This is a genomic window from Dyadobacter frigoris (assembly GCF_005280585.1).
Taxonomy (GTDB): Bacteria; Bacteroidota; Bacteroidia; order Cytophagales; family Spirosomataceae; genus Dyadobacter; species Dyadobacter frigoris.
Genome location: NZ_SZVO01000019.1, coordinates 109,809 through 125,873 on the forward strand (window position 1 = coordinate 109,809; position 16,065 = coordinate 125,873).

16 protein-coding genes are annotated in these 16,065 nt (G+C 38.3%); 4 read left to right on the forward strand and 12 right to left on the reverse strand.

Features of this window, described 5'->3' with window-relative positions; translation table 11 throughout:
• The first annotated feature begins 3 nt into the window (after window positions 1-3).
• Window positions 4-2,154 (forward strand): S9 family peptidase, encoded by a 2,151-nt coding sequence (locus tag FDK13_RS29730; RefSeq protein WP_137343662.1) that lies wholly within the window; start codon window positions 4-6, stop codon window positions 2,152-2,154.
• Window positions 2,155-2,211: 57 nt separating this feature from the next.
• Here the strand turns inward: FDK13_RS29730 and FDK13_RS29735 are convergent, their stop codons facing one another.
• The 7 genes from FDK13_RS29735 to FDK13_RS29765 form a co-directional block, all read right to left on the reverse strand.
• Window positions 2,212-2,808 (reverse strand): beta-class carbonic anhydrase, encoded by a 597-nt coding sequence (locus FDK13_RS29735; protein ID WP_137343663.1) that lies wholly within the window; start codon window positions 2,806-2,808, stop codon window positions 2,212-2,214.
• Window positions 2,809-2,979: 171 nt separating this feature from the next.
• Window positions 2,980-3,534 (reverse strand): NADPH-dependent FMN reductase, encoded by a 555-nt coding sequence (locus FDK13_RS29740; RefSeq protein WP_137343664.1) that lies wholly within the window; start codon window positions 3,532-3,534, stop codon window positions 2,980-2,982.
• A gap of 19 nt (window positions 3,535-3,553) precedes the next feature.
• On the reverse strand, window positions 3,554-4,519 hold the full coding sequence (locus FDK13_RS29745) for a hypothetical protein (protein ID WP_137343665.1): 966 nt from the start codon (window positions 4,517-4,519) through the stop codon (window positions 3,554-3,556).
• A 56-nt stretch (window positions 4,520-4,575) separates the two neighbouring features.
• Entirely contained in the window at window positions 4,576-4,869 is a 294-nt protein-coding gene (locus FDK13_RS29750) for a DUF3861 domain-containing protein (RefSeq protein WP_137343666.1), read from the reverse strand.
• Between the two features lie 41 nt (window positions 4,870-4,910).
• Window positions 4,911-5,861 carry a helix-turn-helix transcriptional regulator gene (locus tag FDK13_RS29755; RefSeq protein ID WP_137343667.1) on the reverse strand — a complete coding sequence of 317 codons (951 nt, stop codon included), beginning with the start codon at window positions 5,859-5,861 and terminating at the stop codon, window positions 4,911-4,913.
• A 24-nt stretch (window positions 5,862-5,885) separates the two neighbouring features.
• Window positions 5,886-6,899: an LLM class flavin-dependent oxidoreductase gene (locus FDK13_RS29760; RefSeq protein WP_137343668.1), complete on the reverse strand. Its 1,014-nt coding sequence runs from the start codon at window positions 6,897-6,899 to the stop codon at window positions 5,886-5,888.
• A gap of 353 nt (window positions 6,900-7,252) precedes the next feature.
• The gene (locus FDK13_RS29765; RefSeq protein ID WP_137343669.1) at window positions 7,253-7,678 is read right to left on the reverse strand and encodes a DUF2141 domain-containing protein; all 426 of its coding nucleotides are present in this window, start codon (window positions 7,676-7,678) and stop codon (window positions 7,253-7,255) included.
• A 416-nt stretch (window positions 7,679-8,094) separates the two neighbouring features.
• On the opposite strand from FDK13_RS29765, the gene FDK13_RS29770 reads away from it, so the two are divergent.
• On the forward strand, window positions 8,095-8,325 hold the full coding sequence (locus FDK13_RS29770) for a hypothetical protein (RefSeq protein ID WP_137343670.1): 231 nt from the start codon (window positions 8,095-8,097) through the stop codon (window positions 8,323-8,325).
• A gap of 63 nt (window positions 8,326-8,388) precedes the next feature.
• On the opposite strand, the gene FDK13_RS29775 is transcribed toward FDK13_RS29770, so the two are convergent.
• The gene (locus FDK13_RS29775; RefSeq protein ID WP_137343671.1) at window positions 8,389-8,982 is read right to left on the reverse strand and encodes a peptidylprolyl isomerase; all 594 of its coding nucleotides are present in this window, start codon (window positions 8,980-8,982) and stop codon (window positions 8,389-8,391) included.
• Window positions 8,983-9,144: 162 nt separating this feature from the next.
• Here FDK13_RS29775 and FDK13_RS29780 point away from each other — a divergent pair, with 162 nt between their 5' ends.
• Window positions 9,145-11,268, forward strand: a complete 2,124-nt coding sequence (locus tag FDK13_RS29780) for a Tex family protein (RefSeq protein WP_137343672.1) — start codon at window positions 9,145-9,147, stop codon at window positions 11,266-11,268.
• A 131-nt stretch (window positions 11,269-11,399) separates the two neighbouring features.
• Complete coding sequence (locus FDK13_RS29785; RefSeq protein WP_137343673.1) at window positions 11,400-11,855, forward strand: SRPBCC family protein; 456 nt, start codon at window positions 11,400-11,402, stop codon at window positions 11,853-11,855.
• Window positions 11,856-11,931: 76 nt separating this feature from the next.
• Here FDK13_RS29785 and FDK13_RS29790 read toward each other — a convergent pair whose 3' ends face one another.
• From FDK13_RS29790 to FDK13_RS29805, 4 genes are all read right to left on the reverse strand, one after another.
• Entirely contained in the window at window positions 11,932-13,263 is a 1,332-nt protein-coding gene (locus FDK13_RS29790) for a putative porin (RefSeq protein ID WP_229216273.1), read from the reverse strand.
• Window positions 13,264-13,804: 541 nt separating this feature from the next.
• The gene (locus FDK13_RS29795; RefSeq protein ID WP_137343674.1) at window positions 13,805-14,242 is read right to left on the reverse strand and encodes an SRPBCC domain-containing protein; all 438 of its coding nucleotides are present in this window, start codon (window positions 14,240-14,242) and stop codon (window positions 13,805-13,807) included.
• Between the two features lie 163 nt (window positions 14,243-14,405).
• The gene (gene ygiD, locus FDK13_RS29800; RefSeq protein ID WP_229216274.1) at window positions 14,406-15,233 is read right to left on the reverse strand and encodes a 4,5-DOPA-extradiol-dioxygenase; all 828 of its coding nucleotides are present in this window, start codon (window positions 15,231-15,233) and stop codon (window positions 14,406-14,408) included.
• Window positions 15,234-15,380: 147 nt separating this feature from the next.
• Entirely contained in the window at window positions 15,381-16,034 is a 654-nt protein-coding gene (locus tag FDK13_RS29805) for an NAD(P)-dependent oxidoreductase (protein ID WP_137343676.1), read from the reverse strand.
• Window positions 16,035-16,065: the final 31 nt, after the last annotated feature.

A 16,065-nucleotide genomic window follows, 5' to 3' on the forward strand; every position in this document is an offset into this window, starting at 1 on the left:
ATTATGCAAAAACGAATTATTTTACTCATTTTCGCCGTTATCTTTTTTTCCTGTAACCATAGTAAAGAAGTGAATCAAATATACAAGTGGCCTGATGTAAAACCTCCTGTTGCAGATCAAAAACCGCACGAAACGGGAATGCACGGTGATAAAAGAAATGATGAATATTACTGGATGGCTGATTTTTTTACCAAGGGGCCTGATAGTGACAAGGTAGTGGAGTATCTGAAAGCAGAAAACGGGTACACAGATACGATGATGGCTGCCACAAAACAATTTCAGACGAACCTTTTCGGTGAAATGAAAGGACGGATTAAGGAGAAAGATGAATCTGTTCCGGTCTTTAAAAACGGTTTTTTCTATTATACCAGAAGTGAGGAAGGAGAACAGTATTTTAAATATTGTCGTAAAAAAGGTAGGTTGGAAGCTGCTGAGGAAGTTTTGCTGGACGTTGATGTCATGGCGAAAAATCATCCTTATTACTCTGCATCCGGTTTTAATATCAGTCCGGATAATAAACTTTTGGCCTATGGAGTTGATACGGTTTCAAGACGACAATACACGATTTATGTCAAAAATCTTGAAACTGGCGAAACATTTAAGGACGCGATATTTCCAACAAGCGGCGGTTCTGTCTGGGGAAATGATAACAAAACTTTGTTTTATACGGCAACAAATCCCAAGACTTTATTAAGCGAGGAAATCAAAAGACATACGCTCGGTGATGATGATAAAAAGGATGTTGTTGTGTACAAAGAGAAGGATAACAGCAATTATATTGGCGTAGGGAAAACCAAATCCGGGAAATATATTATCATCGGTTCATCGGCTACGGTTTCTTCGGAATACCGGATTTTGGAGGCAGATAAACCGGAAGGGAAATTTGAAGTTTTCCAGCCAAGAATGAAGGATGTTCTTTATGACATTGATCATCAGAATGATAAGTTCCTGATCGTTACCAATAAAGATGCGCTTAATTTCAAATTGATGGAGACACCGTTGAACAAGACCGGCGTTGAAAACTGGAAGGAAGTGATTCCGACAAGCAAGGATGTTTTAATTGAAGGGGTTGAAGTATTTAAAAAATTCATGGTTGTTACAGAACGGAAAAACGGTCTTCTGCAATTAAGGATTAGAAATATCGAATCAAATTCAGAATACTACGTCGATTTTGGCGAACCGGCTTATGCAGCTTACGTTGGCGCTAACCCGGAATACAATTCCGAAACATTACGTTATTATTACACTTCGCTCACTACGCCTGGTTCTACGTATGACTACGGAATGGTGTCGAAGGAAAAGCAATTGCTGAAACGCCAGGAAGTAGTGGGTGGTTATGATCCGGAACAATATGTTACGGAAAGGTTATATGCAACTTCCCATGACGGACTGAAAATTCCGGTCTCTCTGGTGTTTAAAAAAGGAACCAAACTGGAAGGAAACGCTCCGTTATTATTGTACGCTTACGGTTCGTATGGAAATAGCATGGATGCAGGTTTTAGTACAAACCGTTTGAGTTTGCTTGATCGTGGATTTATTTTTGCGATTGCGCATGTCCGGGGTGGTCAGGAAATGGGGCGTCAGTGGTATGAAGACGGAAAGTTGTTTAGGAAGAAAAATACCTTTACCGATTTTATCGATTGCGCTGAGTTTTTGATCAAACAAAAATATACTTCCACTGCTCATTTGTACGCGGAAGGCGGAAGTGCAGGTGGTTTATTGATGGGGGCAATTTCAAATATGCGTCCGGATTTATGGCACGGTATTATCGCTGATGTTCCTTTTGTTGATGTTGTTACTACAATGCTTGACGAAAGTATTCCGTTGACTACCAATGAATTTGACGAGTGGGGGAATCCGAAAAATAAAGATTCATATGATTATATGAAGTCTTATTCTCCTTACGATAATGTTGAAAAAAAAGAGTATCCGAATATGCTGGTAACAACCGGACTTCATGACAGCCAGGTTCAGTATTTTGAACCGGCCAAGTGGGTAGCGCGTTTAAGAACACATAAAACGGATAAGAATATTTTACTGTTGCAAACTAATATGGAAGCCGGTCACGGCGGTGCTTCCGGGCGGTTTGAATATCTGAAAGAAATTGCCCTGCAATATTCTTTTATGTTTGCATTAGAAGGAATTGATAAGTAAAAAACAAATTGCCGGGATGCTTTTGCACCCGGCAGTTTGTTTAAAATAACGCTGAGCTTAGTAACTAACTCCAGCCTCGGTTGCTTCTTTTACTTCAATAAGTTGTCCTGATTTTACGTCATATACAAATCCGTAAACGGGAATATCTTTTGGTACAAGTGGATGTGATTTTATTCTTTTCACATCTTCTGTTACACTTTCTTCCAAATTTGTAAAAGTTAGAAAAGGAATAAAACGAGCTTCGTCAGATCCACCTTCTTCCTGTACATTATGCCAGCCATTTTCGTCAACAGCTGCTGTTTTTAAACTTTTTGATAAAAGATCACGAATGATTTGATCTGTAAATAATACCATTCCACAATCGGTGTGATGGATTACAAACCATTCTTTTGTTCCCAACAATTTATGCGAAATGATTAAAGAACGAATGGCATCGTCACTCGCACGGCCACCGGCATTTCTGATTACGTGTGCGTCTCCTTCCGCTAATCCTGCGTATTGGGCCGGATCCAGACGTGCATCCATACAAGTAAGTATAGCAAACTGTCTTGCAGGCGGAAGTGTTAACTTTGATTTATCTCCAAAATTCGAGGAGTATTTTCTGTTGGCCGAAAGTACATCCTGAAAAACCGTACTGTTTGGTAATGCTGACATAAGATTGTTGTTTGGAATAATGATTACTTATAGAACTGCATTATGGAAGAGCGGGTAATTTTTCAAATGTACTAATAAGAATATTATGTATATAGAATTTATAGTCTTTTATTCTGAAATATTTTTTTCATACCAACAAGGAAAACAACAGGCAAAAGCGATTACGGAAATTTAATTGTCGTAATCGCTTTTGTTGCTGATTTGTTCCAACAAGTTATTCAAAATCAGCTCTAATTGATTTTGAAGCACGTTGTCAGTCAGTTTTCCTTCGGGACTGATCTTCTGTTTGATATTCGGGATCGATAGATATGATTTTTCATTTTTCAGCGTGCCCAGCGCGGTTAGCGTGAGCAGGAGAGAAGCAAGCGCCTTGTCTCCGCCGGTATTCAAAGGAGATGCGCTGATGGCGGCAACAGGTTTGTCATTAAATTCTCCCGAGGAAACCGTCCAGTCCAGGGCATTTTTTAAAACACCCGGAACACCAAATGCATACTCCGGCGTACTGAAAATTACTCCGTCCGCTTCTTTGATTTTACTTCTGAAAAGAGCCACATTTTCATTATTCTCATCAACGCCCGGGTTGAAATGCGGAAAGGTATCAAGTCCTTCTAAAATTTGAAAATCAACGGATTTAGCACTCATTTCACCTATGATTTTCAGAATATTTGTATTGGTTGAACTACTTCTCAAACTGCCGGAAATGGCTAAAATCTTAATGATTTTCATGTTTTTTAAAATTGATAATTTATCTATCAGTGTTCAGATTATTCAATTCTGACATCAAACTCTGCATATCCTGATTAATAGAACGGATTGTGGATTGTAACTGATTAAGCATGGTTGCTCTTGTATGGAGATTTTCGGCATCATAAATTCCTCCGTTTTTAAACAAAATATTAACTGTTGTACTGTCAATATCCTTATTCAGCTCAAATTTATTCCAACGGTTTTTGATGGTTTGTACTAACGGTTCTTGCTTATTATTACTGAATCTTTTTTCTTTTAGCATATACCAGATAAAAGGCGGATAAACTGTTGATTTTTCGGGGGCAAACCAGATATCTTCCAGTACATTACGCTCATGTGTATAGCTCATTTTTTTGCCATGCGGTTTTATGGTCAACACAGCGAGTCCGGCAGAAAGAACACCACCTCCAATAGTTATTCCGTTTTGTAAACCGTTGTTGTTGACCATGACGGCAGCTACCGTTGCAAGTGCGGCAATCACGATTGAAGCGCCTGTCAAACGGGCTGTCTTTTTATCGTTCAGATCGTCCAGATAGCCTGCGAAAAGGTCTGCGCGTTCGCCTTCGCAGTCTAGTTCCGCAGCAATTCCTGAAATTTCAGTTGTTAGCAAATGCAGATGATTTTGAATTTTATTGCTGATTTCCAAACGATTTATTCGTCCGTTCAGCGTTGTATCTTTTTTTGAATCAATAAGCTGATTTACAAGAGAAAGTATACCGGTTGCATTCGCCATCAGGATATCATGTTCGGACAATTTTCCCGATAAAGTTTTACTGTTTACCAGGATGGAATCAGTATTGTAAGAAGGTATAAACTCAGGATTGTAAGTGTACGCTATCGTTGGGGCGCAATATTGACTGGAAACATTTAATTTTAAATGGCTGATAATGTTGGTATTGCGACATGATAAAAATTGGGAAGCAGCAATAATTACATAAATAATTCCTGATAAAGTTTTTTTCATTATAAAAAGATGAAGTGATTAACTCTCAATATAATAATTCATTAACTATTACGAAATCAGGACGATTTCAGCTTTTTCATGAATGTTCCAAAAGCCGGAAAAAACTCCTCAAACAAAGGTGTATTTTTATTTTTGATCATCACTTCACTGAATAGTTTCAGTCCGATCGCAAATTCGGTGGCCTGGCTTTCTTCACTAAAAAGATTCTTCTCTTTTAGAGTTTCAATGATCGCGAAAATATTGTCATGATTTTCGAAGTCAATTTCGATTGGTTCCGGTAAAATTGCGTCTTCTTTGGTGCTTGAAAGATATTGCAGATTTAACCGGTATTTGTTGGTGCGTTTTTCCATTATTTAATAAATTTAACTGGATAATTTTGGTTTAGCAGAACTCAGGAAATGTTTAAGTGTTTGGCTATTTTACAAATATTTTTTTTGAGCAATTCCGTCAAGCTTGCCGGTTGCATAATCTCCCCATATTCGGCAAACATCATAAACCATCGTGAAAAACTATCCGGGTAAGCAGTCAAAAAAGTGAGTTCCATTTTATCTCCCTGACGCTTTTCGGAGATAAAACCATAGTAATATTTCTGGTTCTGGATGTAGGGCATAATGTGCCGTTCCACTTTGATTACGACTGTTTCCAGGTTTTCATATTTTGGCGCGTTCGCCAGATATTCTTTCAATGAAGCGTGTTTCTGGCTGAATGTTTTATCAGTCAATTCAATATTATTGATCCGGTCCGTCCTGAAATTCCTGTAACTGTTTCTCAGTAAGCAATATGCGATAACATACCAGTAATTATTTTCATGATAAATTCCAACAGGTTCTATGGCTCTTTCTGTAATTTCTTCTGATGCAAAAGTAGCGTAATTGATTTTTGCGACTTTTTTTTCAGCCACACTTTTCAGTAATATTTCGAGTGTATTGTTTAATGTTGGATTGAAAAGTGTATATCTCTGCCGGATTTCAATATGCTGTTCCATATCTTCCACCAGATCTTTTTCAGTACTTTTCAAAACAGCCTTTACTTTAAACATAGCTGACTGATAATGCGATTTGGTAGAAAGATCCGTAAACTTTTCCATCAGTTTTTCGGCTGTTATGAAAGTCCTGGCTTCTTCTTTTGTAAACATAACCGGCGGCAATCGGTAGCCGTCCATGATAGAATATCCTATACCGGCTTCTCCAATAATGGGGACTCCGGCCTCTGAAAGGGTATTCATATCTCTGTAAACCGTTCGGAGGCTGATCTCAAATCGTTCGGCCAAATCCTGAGCTTTTACAATTTTTCTGGATTGCAGCTGAATTAAAATGGCGGTGATACGGTCAAAACGGTTCATAAGAGAGAATAGGAAAAGCAGGTTTCAGTGCACTAAAGTAGTCAGATTAAATGCTTCTGCCACCAATTCGAAAGAACGTTTTCTGGATTCAAAGCTAGCGGACATGGATGAAATAACAATTTCGTCTACTTCGAAATCGTTGGCAAGTTTTGTAAGCTGTTCTTTCACAAAATCTTGTGTGCCGGAAATGATCCGACCGCTGTTGTATTTTAATCGTTCAAGTTCGCCGGGTGTGAAACGATAATTTCTTACAATTTCCGGATCCGGGAAGGGTCCTGATTTTCCCTTTTCAAATTCAATTAAAATATAATCCATCATTTTTCGCATTGCCATGGCTTGTTCTTCGGTCTCTCCGCAGATCACGAAAATAGAAAGTATAGCTTGCGGGGTTTCAAATTGTGCCGATGGTTTAAAGTTTTTCCGATAGGTTTCAACGACGTCAGGTCCAACAAAACCGTTAATAAATTTGGCAACAGCAAGTCCCATGCCAAACCTGGCAGCAATTTTACTGCTACCGCCGCTCGAACTCAAAATCCATTGCATGGGAGTTGTGATAGATTGCGGAGTGGCATAAATAAATCCTCGTTCTGTGCCTGCGGTATCACCGAAAAAATGCTGTAAATGTTCCAGCTGTCTTAAATAACTTGACTCGCTGAAATCGTTGGAAGGATTTAAAATTGTGGAAGTAACGCGATCTGTACCTGGTGCACGTCCCATGCCCAAATCAATTCGGCCGGGAAAAAGCGTTTCCAGCATCCTGAAATTTTCTGCAACTTTTAAAGCACTGTGATTCGGCAGCATTATTCCGCCTGAACCAATCCGGATATGACTGGTTTCATCTGCCAGTTTTACCATCAACACTTCCGGTGTGGAGCCGGCAATAAAAGTTGAATTATGGTGCTCTGATATCCAGAAACGGCTGTATCCAAGCTTTTCGGCCAGTTTTGCTGTTTCAATAGTTTCGAGAATGGCTTCTCTTACATTATTTTCATGACGAACAACAGACTGGTCAAGTATTCCTATTTTTATATTATTCATGGTGATATTTACTCTTTTTAACAGAACAACAGGGGTGACATTTCTATTCCAATACGGAGAAAAGAAAAACCAGTGATTCTTGAAATTGTAAAATGAAGTCGTTTAAATTAAATCGATTCAACCCATTTCAAAAAATAACAACATAGCAAAAGGTTATTTCAAAACACGTATCCCACCATCACTATTCAAGTAATCTCAGCAGGCATTTTTCGATAACAGAAAAACAGTCATAGCAGCCTTCCAAGGTAGCCTTTGAAACAGCAACCGAACTATGAAAAGTCATATAGAGTTGTGCGGCGACAGTACTGAATTCTTTTGGTAATTATATTGTCTTCAAACCAATTTAAGACTTTTTATTTTAATCGTATTGGTATTATTTTAGATTTTCCCTGAATTTCAAATGCTGTTTCCTGGAAATTGGCTGCACGTGTTGCAGGGAATACATTATTAGAAAAACCATATTTTTCTTTTGGTATACCTAAGAAATTAAGATCCATTTTTCCATTATTGTTTTCATCCAGATAGATCGAAATTCCATATTTCCCATCGGGGATGTCATCAAACGGTATACTGATTTCGGATAAATTACGGACGTCAACTTCCTTCTTAAATTCAGGATTTTTTCCTGCGAAAGTTTCCTTGGAACTATACCAGCCAATAAATAGCTTTCCTGTTTTATTTTCAAGGTTGCTGATCAGCAAAGTTTGTTTGCTGTTAATGCTCAACACAAAAGAGGAGAAAAGAAAAAAAGCAAAAGTGGCAGTGTAAATTAATTTCATAATGTGCTTTGATAATGTGTTTAGTTATTTAAATGGTGAAGTTTGAATTATGAATTGCAAAAAACCATACTCAACCTATCAGGAAAAGCGGCATGGGAACACTAAACCAGAAATATTTTAACCCGTTTCCGTCGCAGGTGCTTTTTTGATAATCAAGCTGATTGATTGCTACATAAATGTTGGCAGGTAAAATGGTGATAAAAAAGAGTATTACAGTGAAGTTATTTTGAAAATTGAACTGTTTTGTATGCAATTAAATGATACGTAAATCAAAGGTTAACTTCTGGTTTATTTTGGAATTTAAGAATTATAATGGGATTGACTCTATTTCAATTTAATAGATGAATTATAGATTAAAATCAGGCACAGTTTTTATAAAACATAGTTTGAAGATTACACTTATCATCTCAAACATCATGACAGAATTTCAATACAACGACTTGTTCAACTCAATAATGAGCGAGTTTCCAGGGACTCAACTTCCTGATAGTTATCCGAATATAGGTAATCCAACAATTATGCCTCCAATGAATCCGACTCCGGATATTCCAGGCCCGGATGCTCCCGAAGTAGTTCCGGGTACAAATGTGGAGCCACAAACGGAGGATGGAGATGACGTACCAGCCAAGGATGGCAAACCATCCTGAGTAAATTAAAGAGAAATAAATGTATTTATCTGATTATTAGGTAGATATATTTATTGCTGCTGGCTATTTTATGACTTTCATTGCTATTATTTTGACAGGCAATTTAAGTGTCTGATTTTTCTCTCCATCTCCTGTTTCCCTTACCTGAATTTTTTTAACTACATCCATACCGGAAATTACCTCGCCGAAGGCAGCAAAACCTTGGCCGTCAGGATTTCTTTTTCCGCCGAAATCAAGTTCAGGCTGATCATTTATACATATAAAAAATTCCGATCCGGCAGATCCTGGGATATTTCTGGCCATGGATAATGTTCCGTTCAAATGTTTCAATCCGGTAATATTCGTTGACTCGTGCTTGATCCTGGGGAAGTTTTTGGTTGAATCATCGCCCAGGCCACCCTGGATTACCTCAATTTTAATTTTCTTATTTGCCTGATTATCCATACGCACCACCCGGTAAAATGTGGCTCCGTCATATCGATGCACATTTACATATTTGAGAAAATTGCTGACAGTCAGCGGTGCCTTTTCCGGGTTTAGTATTAAAACAATATTTCCAATTTCAGTCTCGACTAAAATTTTTTGAGCAGAAACGACAGAAGTGGAAAATAGGAATCCAGTCAAAAGCAATAAGATATTTAGTTTGAAGCTTTTCATTGATAGTAAAATATTAAAGGTTAATGCAAGTAGTCAAAATTTTGTCTGGGAATATGTTGATATTGGTTAATTTTTATGAGATTGATTTCTTTTACATAAATTGGGCATGTGAAGAAATCCCTCGTTACTTTTACACGATAGTAACACAGCTAAAATATTGATATGAATTACCCCCTTATTGCCCAGCAAACCAGCATTTCAGAAAAACAAATTCGTAATACAATACAATTATTTGATGAAGGAGCAACGTTACCTTTTATCTCCCGATATCGGAAAGAAGCAACCGGCGGTTTGGATGAAGTACAGATCGGAGCGATTAAAGATGCCTACCAAAAACAACAGGAAGTGGAGAAACGCAGGGAAGCAATCCTGAAAAATATTGAAGAACAGGGAAAGCTTACTTCAGAGTTAAAAAAACAAATTTCCGGCGTTTTTTCACTTGTAGAACTGGAAGATCTTTATCTGCCGTATAAACAAAAGCGAAAAACCCGTGCTTCAATGGCTATTGAAAAAGGCCTGGAACCACTTGCGAAGCTTATTTTCGAAGGTCGGGAATCTGATCCGGAAAGAAAAGCATTATCCTATTTGAATGATCAGGTTGAAAAAACGGACGATGCTTTGCAAGGAGCGCGCGATATCATGGCGGAATGGATCAGTGAAAATCAGGATGCGCGAGGCCGGGTTCGTTCCATTTTTCAGCGGAATGCACTAATCACATCAAAGGTAAAGAAAAAGAAAGAAGAAGAAGGCGTTAAGTATCGCGATTACTTCGAGTTTTCTGAGCCGCTTTCCAGAATTCCGTCGCATCGTTTACTGGCATTAAGAAGGGGAGAAGAGGAAGGTTTTTTGAGTGTGGACATTTCTCCGGATGAAGAACAGGCGATCAGTAATCTGGACAGGATTTTTGTAAAAGGTACACCAGGAAGCAAGGATCAGATTGAAACTGCGATTCGGGATAGTTATAAAAGATTGCTCAAACCGGGAATTGAGACTGAATTTACAAATCTTTCCAAAGAAAGAGCGGACCAGTATGCAATCCAGATTTTTACAGAAAACCTGAGACAGCTGCTTCTTGCATCTCCGCTTGGACAAAAAAATGTTCTGGCCATTGATCCAGGTTATCGTACAGGGTGCAAAGTTGTAGTGCTGGACAGCCAGGGAAATCTCATTTCGGACAAAGTCATTTATCCATTTGATAAATCTAATGAAGCAAGTGCGACTTTGTCTGATCTGATTCAGAAATTTAAAATTGAAGCAATAGCCGTTGGTAACGGAACAGCTGGTCGCGAGACAGAGGACTTTGTTAAAAAACTTTTGTCTGCAATTAAGAAGTCGGATGAAATCGGATTGTTCTCAGTAAGTGAACAAGGTGCGTCTATTTATTCTGCGTCGGATGTAGCCCGTGAAGAATTTCCTGATAAGGATGTTACCGTTCGTGGCTCAATTTCAATCGGCCGCCGTTTGATGGATCCTCTGGCAGAATTAGTGAAAATTGATCCGAAGTCAATCGGTGTAGGGCAATATCAACACGATGTTGACCAGAAAGCATTGAAGAATGCTTTGGATGTAGTCGTAGAAAGCTGCGTAAATTCCGTAGGCGTAAATCTCAACACGGCAAGTAAGCATTTATTGCGCTATGTTTCGGGTCTTGGACCCGCTTTGGCGCAGAATATCGTGGATTTTAGGTCGAAAAACGGAGATTTCAAATCGCGTCAACAACTTTTAAAAGTGCCGAAGTTAGGAGCAAAAGCTTTTGAACAGGCTGCCGGGTTTCTTCGTATTGAAAATGGGTCTAATCCTTTGGATAATAGCGCGGTACATCCGGAAAGCTACCCGATTGTCGAGCGTATGGCCAAAGATGTTGGTGCAACCGTCAAAGATCTTGTTCAAAAATCAGAATTACGCAAGGAAATTAATCCGTCTAAGTATGTATCTGATGCCGTGGGACTTCCGACTTTGAAAGATATTTTGCAGGAGCTTGAAAAACCGTCACGCGATCCTAGAACGCCTGTGAAAAAGTTTGAATTCGATAGTTCTGTCAGAAAACCGGATGATCTTCGGATAGGAATGATACTTCCGGGAATTGTTACGAATATTACTGCTTTTGGTGCTTTTGTTGATATTGGTGTTAAACAGGATGGACTGGTTCATTTGTCTCAGCTGGCAGATCAATACGTCAAAGATCCAAATGAAGTTGTGAAGCTTCAACAAATTGTTACAGTCAAAGTAACCGAAGTTGATTTGGGGAGAAAAAGAATTGCGCTTACTATGAAAGGTATCAATTAATTTGGCAGTAGAATAGATAGAATTTTATTGATTCTTCCGAAAGTAGAAACTAGAAATTTTTAACAAAGCAGGGCACCATTGTTTATCCGTTTGATTAAAATTATTCAAAACTTAATTTCTATACTTAGTTAATGCAAGAGTTATATTATACGCAGCAGTTACCAATTTCTCTGGAAGAAGCATGGCAGTTTTTTTCAAATCCGGCAAACCTGAAAGAAATTACTCCGCCGCATATGGGTTTTGTTGTTACTTCAAAACATTCCGGAGAACAAATGTATGCCGGACAAATTATTCGCTACATTGTCAAACCGGTTTTTGGAATACCTTTAAAATGGTGTACGGAAATTACACATGTAGAAGATAGAAAATATTTTATTGATGAGCAGCGTTTTGGCCCATATACGTTCTGGCACCATCAACACCATTTTACAGAAGTGGAAGGTGGAGTTTTAATGGAAGATATTTTAAATTACAAATTGCCGTTAGGGTTTTTAGGAGATATCGTTGATTCCGTTTTTGTCAATAATGAAGTAAAAGGTATTTTTAGTTATAGAAAGAAAATATTGACTGAGCGATTCGGCTCCTGAAAAATCAGCGAATTGATATTTTATAAAAAACCGGGCTTGGAGATTAATTCCAAGCCCGGTTTTTTAAGCCAGCGCATTAAAAATTATATTGAACCCTGCCCGTAAAAACATTGTCTTTTACATCTTCGGTAAAACCTGTCAAACCTGACTTTTCATTTTTGACAAAGTCATAATAAAACATAAATTTCAAGGATTCGTTGGCGCGGTAAACATAGCCAACGCCAAGTGTATTATACCGTAGATCGGCTTTGCTAAAACCGTTTACAGTGGCCACCTCTTTTCCGGAAATCTTTTTATTGGGATCATACCAGTCATATTTGAGAACAAATTGGTGGTCCAGACTATTGAGATTTTGAAGGAAATAAAAGTAGGCTCCGTCAAAACTTCTTGTATATAATGGATCTTTCAAACCATTGGTAGCGGGATAAGTTCCCGGAGTTTCGCTGCTGAGAGCCGTTGCAGTTTGTTCTCCTTTTATGTATTCTGCCCGAAATTCAGTTTGTCCGCGCTTGTTAGGGATTACAAACTGGATGTCAGCACCGGCATAATTTCTGGGTGCAGCTTTTCCAAAATTACTTTTGGAGCTGTCGCGCACCATCTCATAACGGTCACTTTTTTTCTGAACCTTATACAACACATTTGACTGACTGGTTATCCCTCCGGCATATCCGGAAACTGCCGCTGAAATTAATACGCGTGACGCCGGATTGATTTTCTTCGGCTTCATACTAACCCTTGCTATAACATCTTTATGGCTGTCGTAATCTGTTGGCCCCGACATTCCCTGACCGTTAAATACCCCAATATCCAGTTTGAAATCCGAAGCACGCCCATTTTTATTTCTTTTATTTACTGTCAGCATCATACCAATATCACGCTCTGTTTTCATCAATGTTTGTGACATTCTGCCCCTTTCAGGAGATTCACGATTTGCCGAAGAAAGGTTAACTTCATAGCCAAAAGGCCGCGCGAACATACCAGTTGTGAGCGCAAACAGTTTAAATTTATTTTCATAAAATCTTCCCCAGAAATCACGGATTGCAACGCCTCTTTCTGTCCCGTCAAACTGAAAAACGAAGTAAGAAGTAGGTTCTCCCTTTTCATTTAAATGTGCATAATCTACACGAAGTCTGCCACGTCTGAGCATAAAACGATTGCTAGAAATTTCCGAAAAATTTCCGCCTGCGAAACTTTCTGCACCTTTGGAATTTGTAAACTGAAACTGTGGTTGAATATAGCCACTGATCCGAACGCGGTTATAACGTTCATAAATTGATAACATTCCTTTTCCCATGGTGTTTGTAGTATCCACAAGATCCATTAAAAAACGCTGGGCAAAAGTGATGTTGGGCTTTAAAAATACAAGAAGAAATACGAACCCTAAGATCCATTTTTTTGTGAATTGCAAAATTTTTCTTTTTTATGGTGTCAGCAGATAATTGAAAATTATCTCAATTGGTTGTATATAAGCATTTTGTGTTTATATACTTTTTAGAAGTATATTTTTTGATAATACTTATTGTGCAATATTATAAGTATTTTTAGTATCAGAAGTATAGTACTTACTATAAGTAAAATATGAATGTAACATAAGAAATGTATTTATGATGAATGGTGTCAGATTAAACGTGCAAGGTACATCAATAATTAAGACTTCAATGTTAAGCCAATGTTAAATAAAATTGGTTGTCAGCTACATTGGAAATTGTATTTTTTGTCCAGCTGTGTTCGTTAAGGAAAGTAAGGTCTTGGTAATATAAGACTCCTTTTATTTAAAATTAAACCTGACTGATTACATAAGGATTTGTATTGTGAGAGTAGAATTTAATTGAGTTTACATTGAATTTTGTACCCTATTCTGAGGTGACTTTTGAGAATAATTTTCTAAATTAAAAGAGTAAAAACCGGTACCAAAAACCGAAAATGGCAATGGTACCGGTCAGATTTTTTTAGTGCGTTTTTAATTCAAGGATCTTTTTCAAATGAGTTAAAGTTTTCATCCAGTTCTCTTCTGCTGCAATTACTTTGTCATCGTCTTCAATATTATCCTGTGTTACGGTCAGCGTTGTTTCGTCATCATAAGGGGAAATATGATAAGTGATGACTGCATAGTTATCTTCAAAATCTTCTGTTCCTGACAAAGGGCTCCAATAGGTATAACTCAAAACTCTTTCCGGAATTATTTCGACAATTTCACCTTTGTCGATGTATGGAACACCTTCCCATTCGCCTCTGAAAGTAATCGGCGTGTGAAGTTCCCAGGTTGCCTGGGTTTCCGTTCCGTGCATATATTCCTTGATTATATCGGGATCAATCAGTGCTTTCCACACTTCAAGAGGGCTTGAAAATATTGAAATGGACGTGGTGGCTATGAGTTCTCGGTTCATGTTTTCCTGATTTTGGTTAAATATTTCTTACAAAATACAAAGAAAAATCATGCCATTTGATTCAGGTTTCAAGTTATTAAATCGTGTTCAGCAAAGAAAAAAGAGGTCTATGGAAATTTCCATAGACCTGATCGGGCATTTGTTATATATTTTCAACCTGGTATTAACCAATTCGTACAGAAGTCATTGTTAAAGAGCCCATTACGGCTTTGTCATTGAAAATGGCAGCCTGTTCCTTACTATTTTGTAACCCAAGAGAATAAAGTAAAGGATAATAATGATCGGGAGTCGGTATTGCATATTGTCCCGCAATGCCAAAATGCTGATAATTGATGATTGGCTCATGATTTCCGTTTAGAATCAGTTCTTTAAATTTAGCATTTAATTCAATCGCCCAATCAAAACCATATTCAGGTAGCTGCGCTTTATCCCATGCGATCATCCGTAAATTGTGGATCATATTTCCACTGCCAATAATCAAGACACCTTTTTTTCTTAAACCAGCCAGTTCTTTCGCGAGTGCATAATGATAAGCTGCGGGTTTTCCATAATCAATACTTAACTGTAAAACAGGAATATTAGCTTCCGGATACATCTGACGAACCACCGACCAGGTTCCATGATCCAAACCCCATTCATGATCAAGCCCTACATGTGTGCTTTTTATTAGTGAAGCAGTTTCCTGAGCAAGTGTGGGATCTCCAGGGGCCGGGTATTGTACATCAAATAATGCTTGGGGAAATCCCCCAAAATCATGGATCGTTTTCGGCGCCGTCATGGCTGTTATCTTCGTTCCTTTTGTTAGCCAGTGGGCGGAAATACATAAAACTGCGGTTGGTTTTGCAATTTCGTTTCCAAGTTTTTTCCAATATTCGGTAAATTCATTGTCTTCAATGCCGTTCATGGGCGACCCGTGTCCGGTAAAGAGAACTGGCATAAGATCGCTGCTTTTAAAATCGTCTGTTATGTTTTTCAGATCGTTTAATTTCATTGTATTTAGCGTAAGCGGTAAAAGCGAAATTGCTTTGATAAAATGCGCTCTATCCATCAGCATTATTTGTAGATCAAAAACAAAAGGACTTGAAAATGTTCAAAACTATCATCCTTTTGTTTTTGAAAACATGATTAATTCGAATGATCAGTACGCAGTAGTGAAACGCTTTTTGATGAACTTTGGTTGCTCCAATTCATCAACAATTGCCATACACATATCCTCAACTGAGATTACGCTACGGCCATTTTCATCAAAAACCGGACTGTTCTCGCCGATTCTGTAAACACCTTTACGAATGCCGGCAGTTCCCTGATGCATTTCAATAGCAGGACTGATAACCGTCCAGTCAAGTTCAGTTTCATTCTTTAAAATATCATAATATTCACGGGCAGCATTTGCGCCGGGTTTGATTTCTTCCGGGAAGCCCGGGGTGTCGATAAGTTGCACGCCAGGAGCAACTTCAAGGCTACCTGCGCCACCTACGGCAAAATATCTTTTTACTCCGGATTTCTTTGTTGCAGATTGAATTGCTGCTGATCCTTTAAGAAATTCAGCATAAATATCGGGATTTGTCCAGCCAGGGTTGTAGGCACTAAGTACTACGTCATTTCCCGTCAGTAAACCGGCAAGTTTGTCTTCATTAAAAACATCTCCCTCTACCACTTTAAGCAACGGACTTTGTGCTGTTACTTTCTCAGGGCTGCGAACAATGGCAGTAACTTCATGCCCGCGGTTTGTCAATTCTGTTACCAAATGTGAGCCAACAAATCCAGTTGCTCCGATTAATGCTACTTTCATTTTGATTGATTTTAAAGTTAAAACAGGTATT

Coding starts and splice junctions, on each gene's coding strand:
- FDK13_RS29730 (WP_137343662.1), top strand. CDS start 4: ATGCAAAAACGAATTATTTTACTCATTTTCGCCGTTATCTTTTTTTCC.
- FDK13_RS29735 (WP_137343663.1), bottom strand. CDS start 2,808: ATGTCAGCATTACCAAACAGTACGGTTTTTCAGGATGTACTTTCGGCC.
- FDK13_RS29740 (WP_137343664.1), bottom strand. CDS start 3,534: ATGAAAATCATTAAGATTTTAGCCATTTCCGGCAGTTTGAGAAGTAGT.
- FDK13_RS29745 (WP_137343665.1), bottom strand. CDS start 4,519: ATGAAAAAAACTTTATCAGGAATTATTTATGTAATTATTGCTGCTTCC.
- FDK13_RS29750 (WP_137343666.1), bottom strand. CDS start 4,869: ATGGAAAAACGCACCAACAAATACCGGTTAAATCTGCAATATCTTTCA.
- FDK13_RS29755 (WP_137343667.1), bottom strand. CDS start 5,861: ATGAACCGTTTTGACCGTATCACCGCCATTTTAATTCAGCTGCAATCC.
- FDK13_RS29760 (WP_137343668.1), bottom strand. CDS start 6,899: ATGAATAATATAAAAATAGGAATACTTGACCAGTCTGTTGTTCGTCAT.
- FDK13_RS29765 (WP_137343669.1), bottom strand. CDS start 7,678: ATGAAATTAATTTACACTGCCACTTTTGCTTTTTTTCTTTTCTCCTCT.
- FDK13_RS29770 (WP_137343670.1), top strand. CDS start 8,095: ATGACAGAATTTCAATACAACGACTTGTTCAACTCAATAATGAGCGAG.
- FDK13_RS29775 (WP_137343671.1), bottom strand. CDS start 8,982: ATGAAAAGCTTCAAACTAAATATCTTATTGCTTTTGACTGGATTCCTA.
- FDK13_RS29780 (WP_137343672.1), top strand. CDS start 9,145: ATGAATTACCCCCTTATTGCCCAGCAAACCAGCATTTCAGAAAAACAA.
- FDK13_RS29785 (WP_137343673.1), top strand. CDS start 11,400: ATGCAAGAGTTATATTATACGCAGCAGTTACCAATTTCTCTGGAAGAA.
- FDK13_RS29795 (WP_137343674.1), bottom strand. CDS start 14,242: ATGAACCGAGAACTCATAGCCACCACGTCCATTTCAATATTTTCAAGC.
- ygiD (WP_229216274.1), bottom strand. CDS start 15,233: ATGAAATTAAACGATCTGAAAAACATAACAGACGATTTTAAAAGCAGC.
- FDK13_RS29805 (WP_137343676.1), bottom strand. CDS start 16,034: ATGAAAGTAGCATTAATCGGAGCAACTGGATTTGTTGGCTCACATTTG.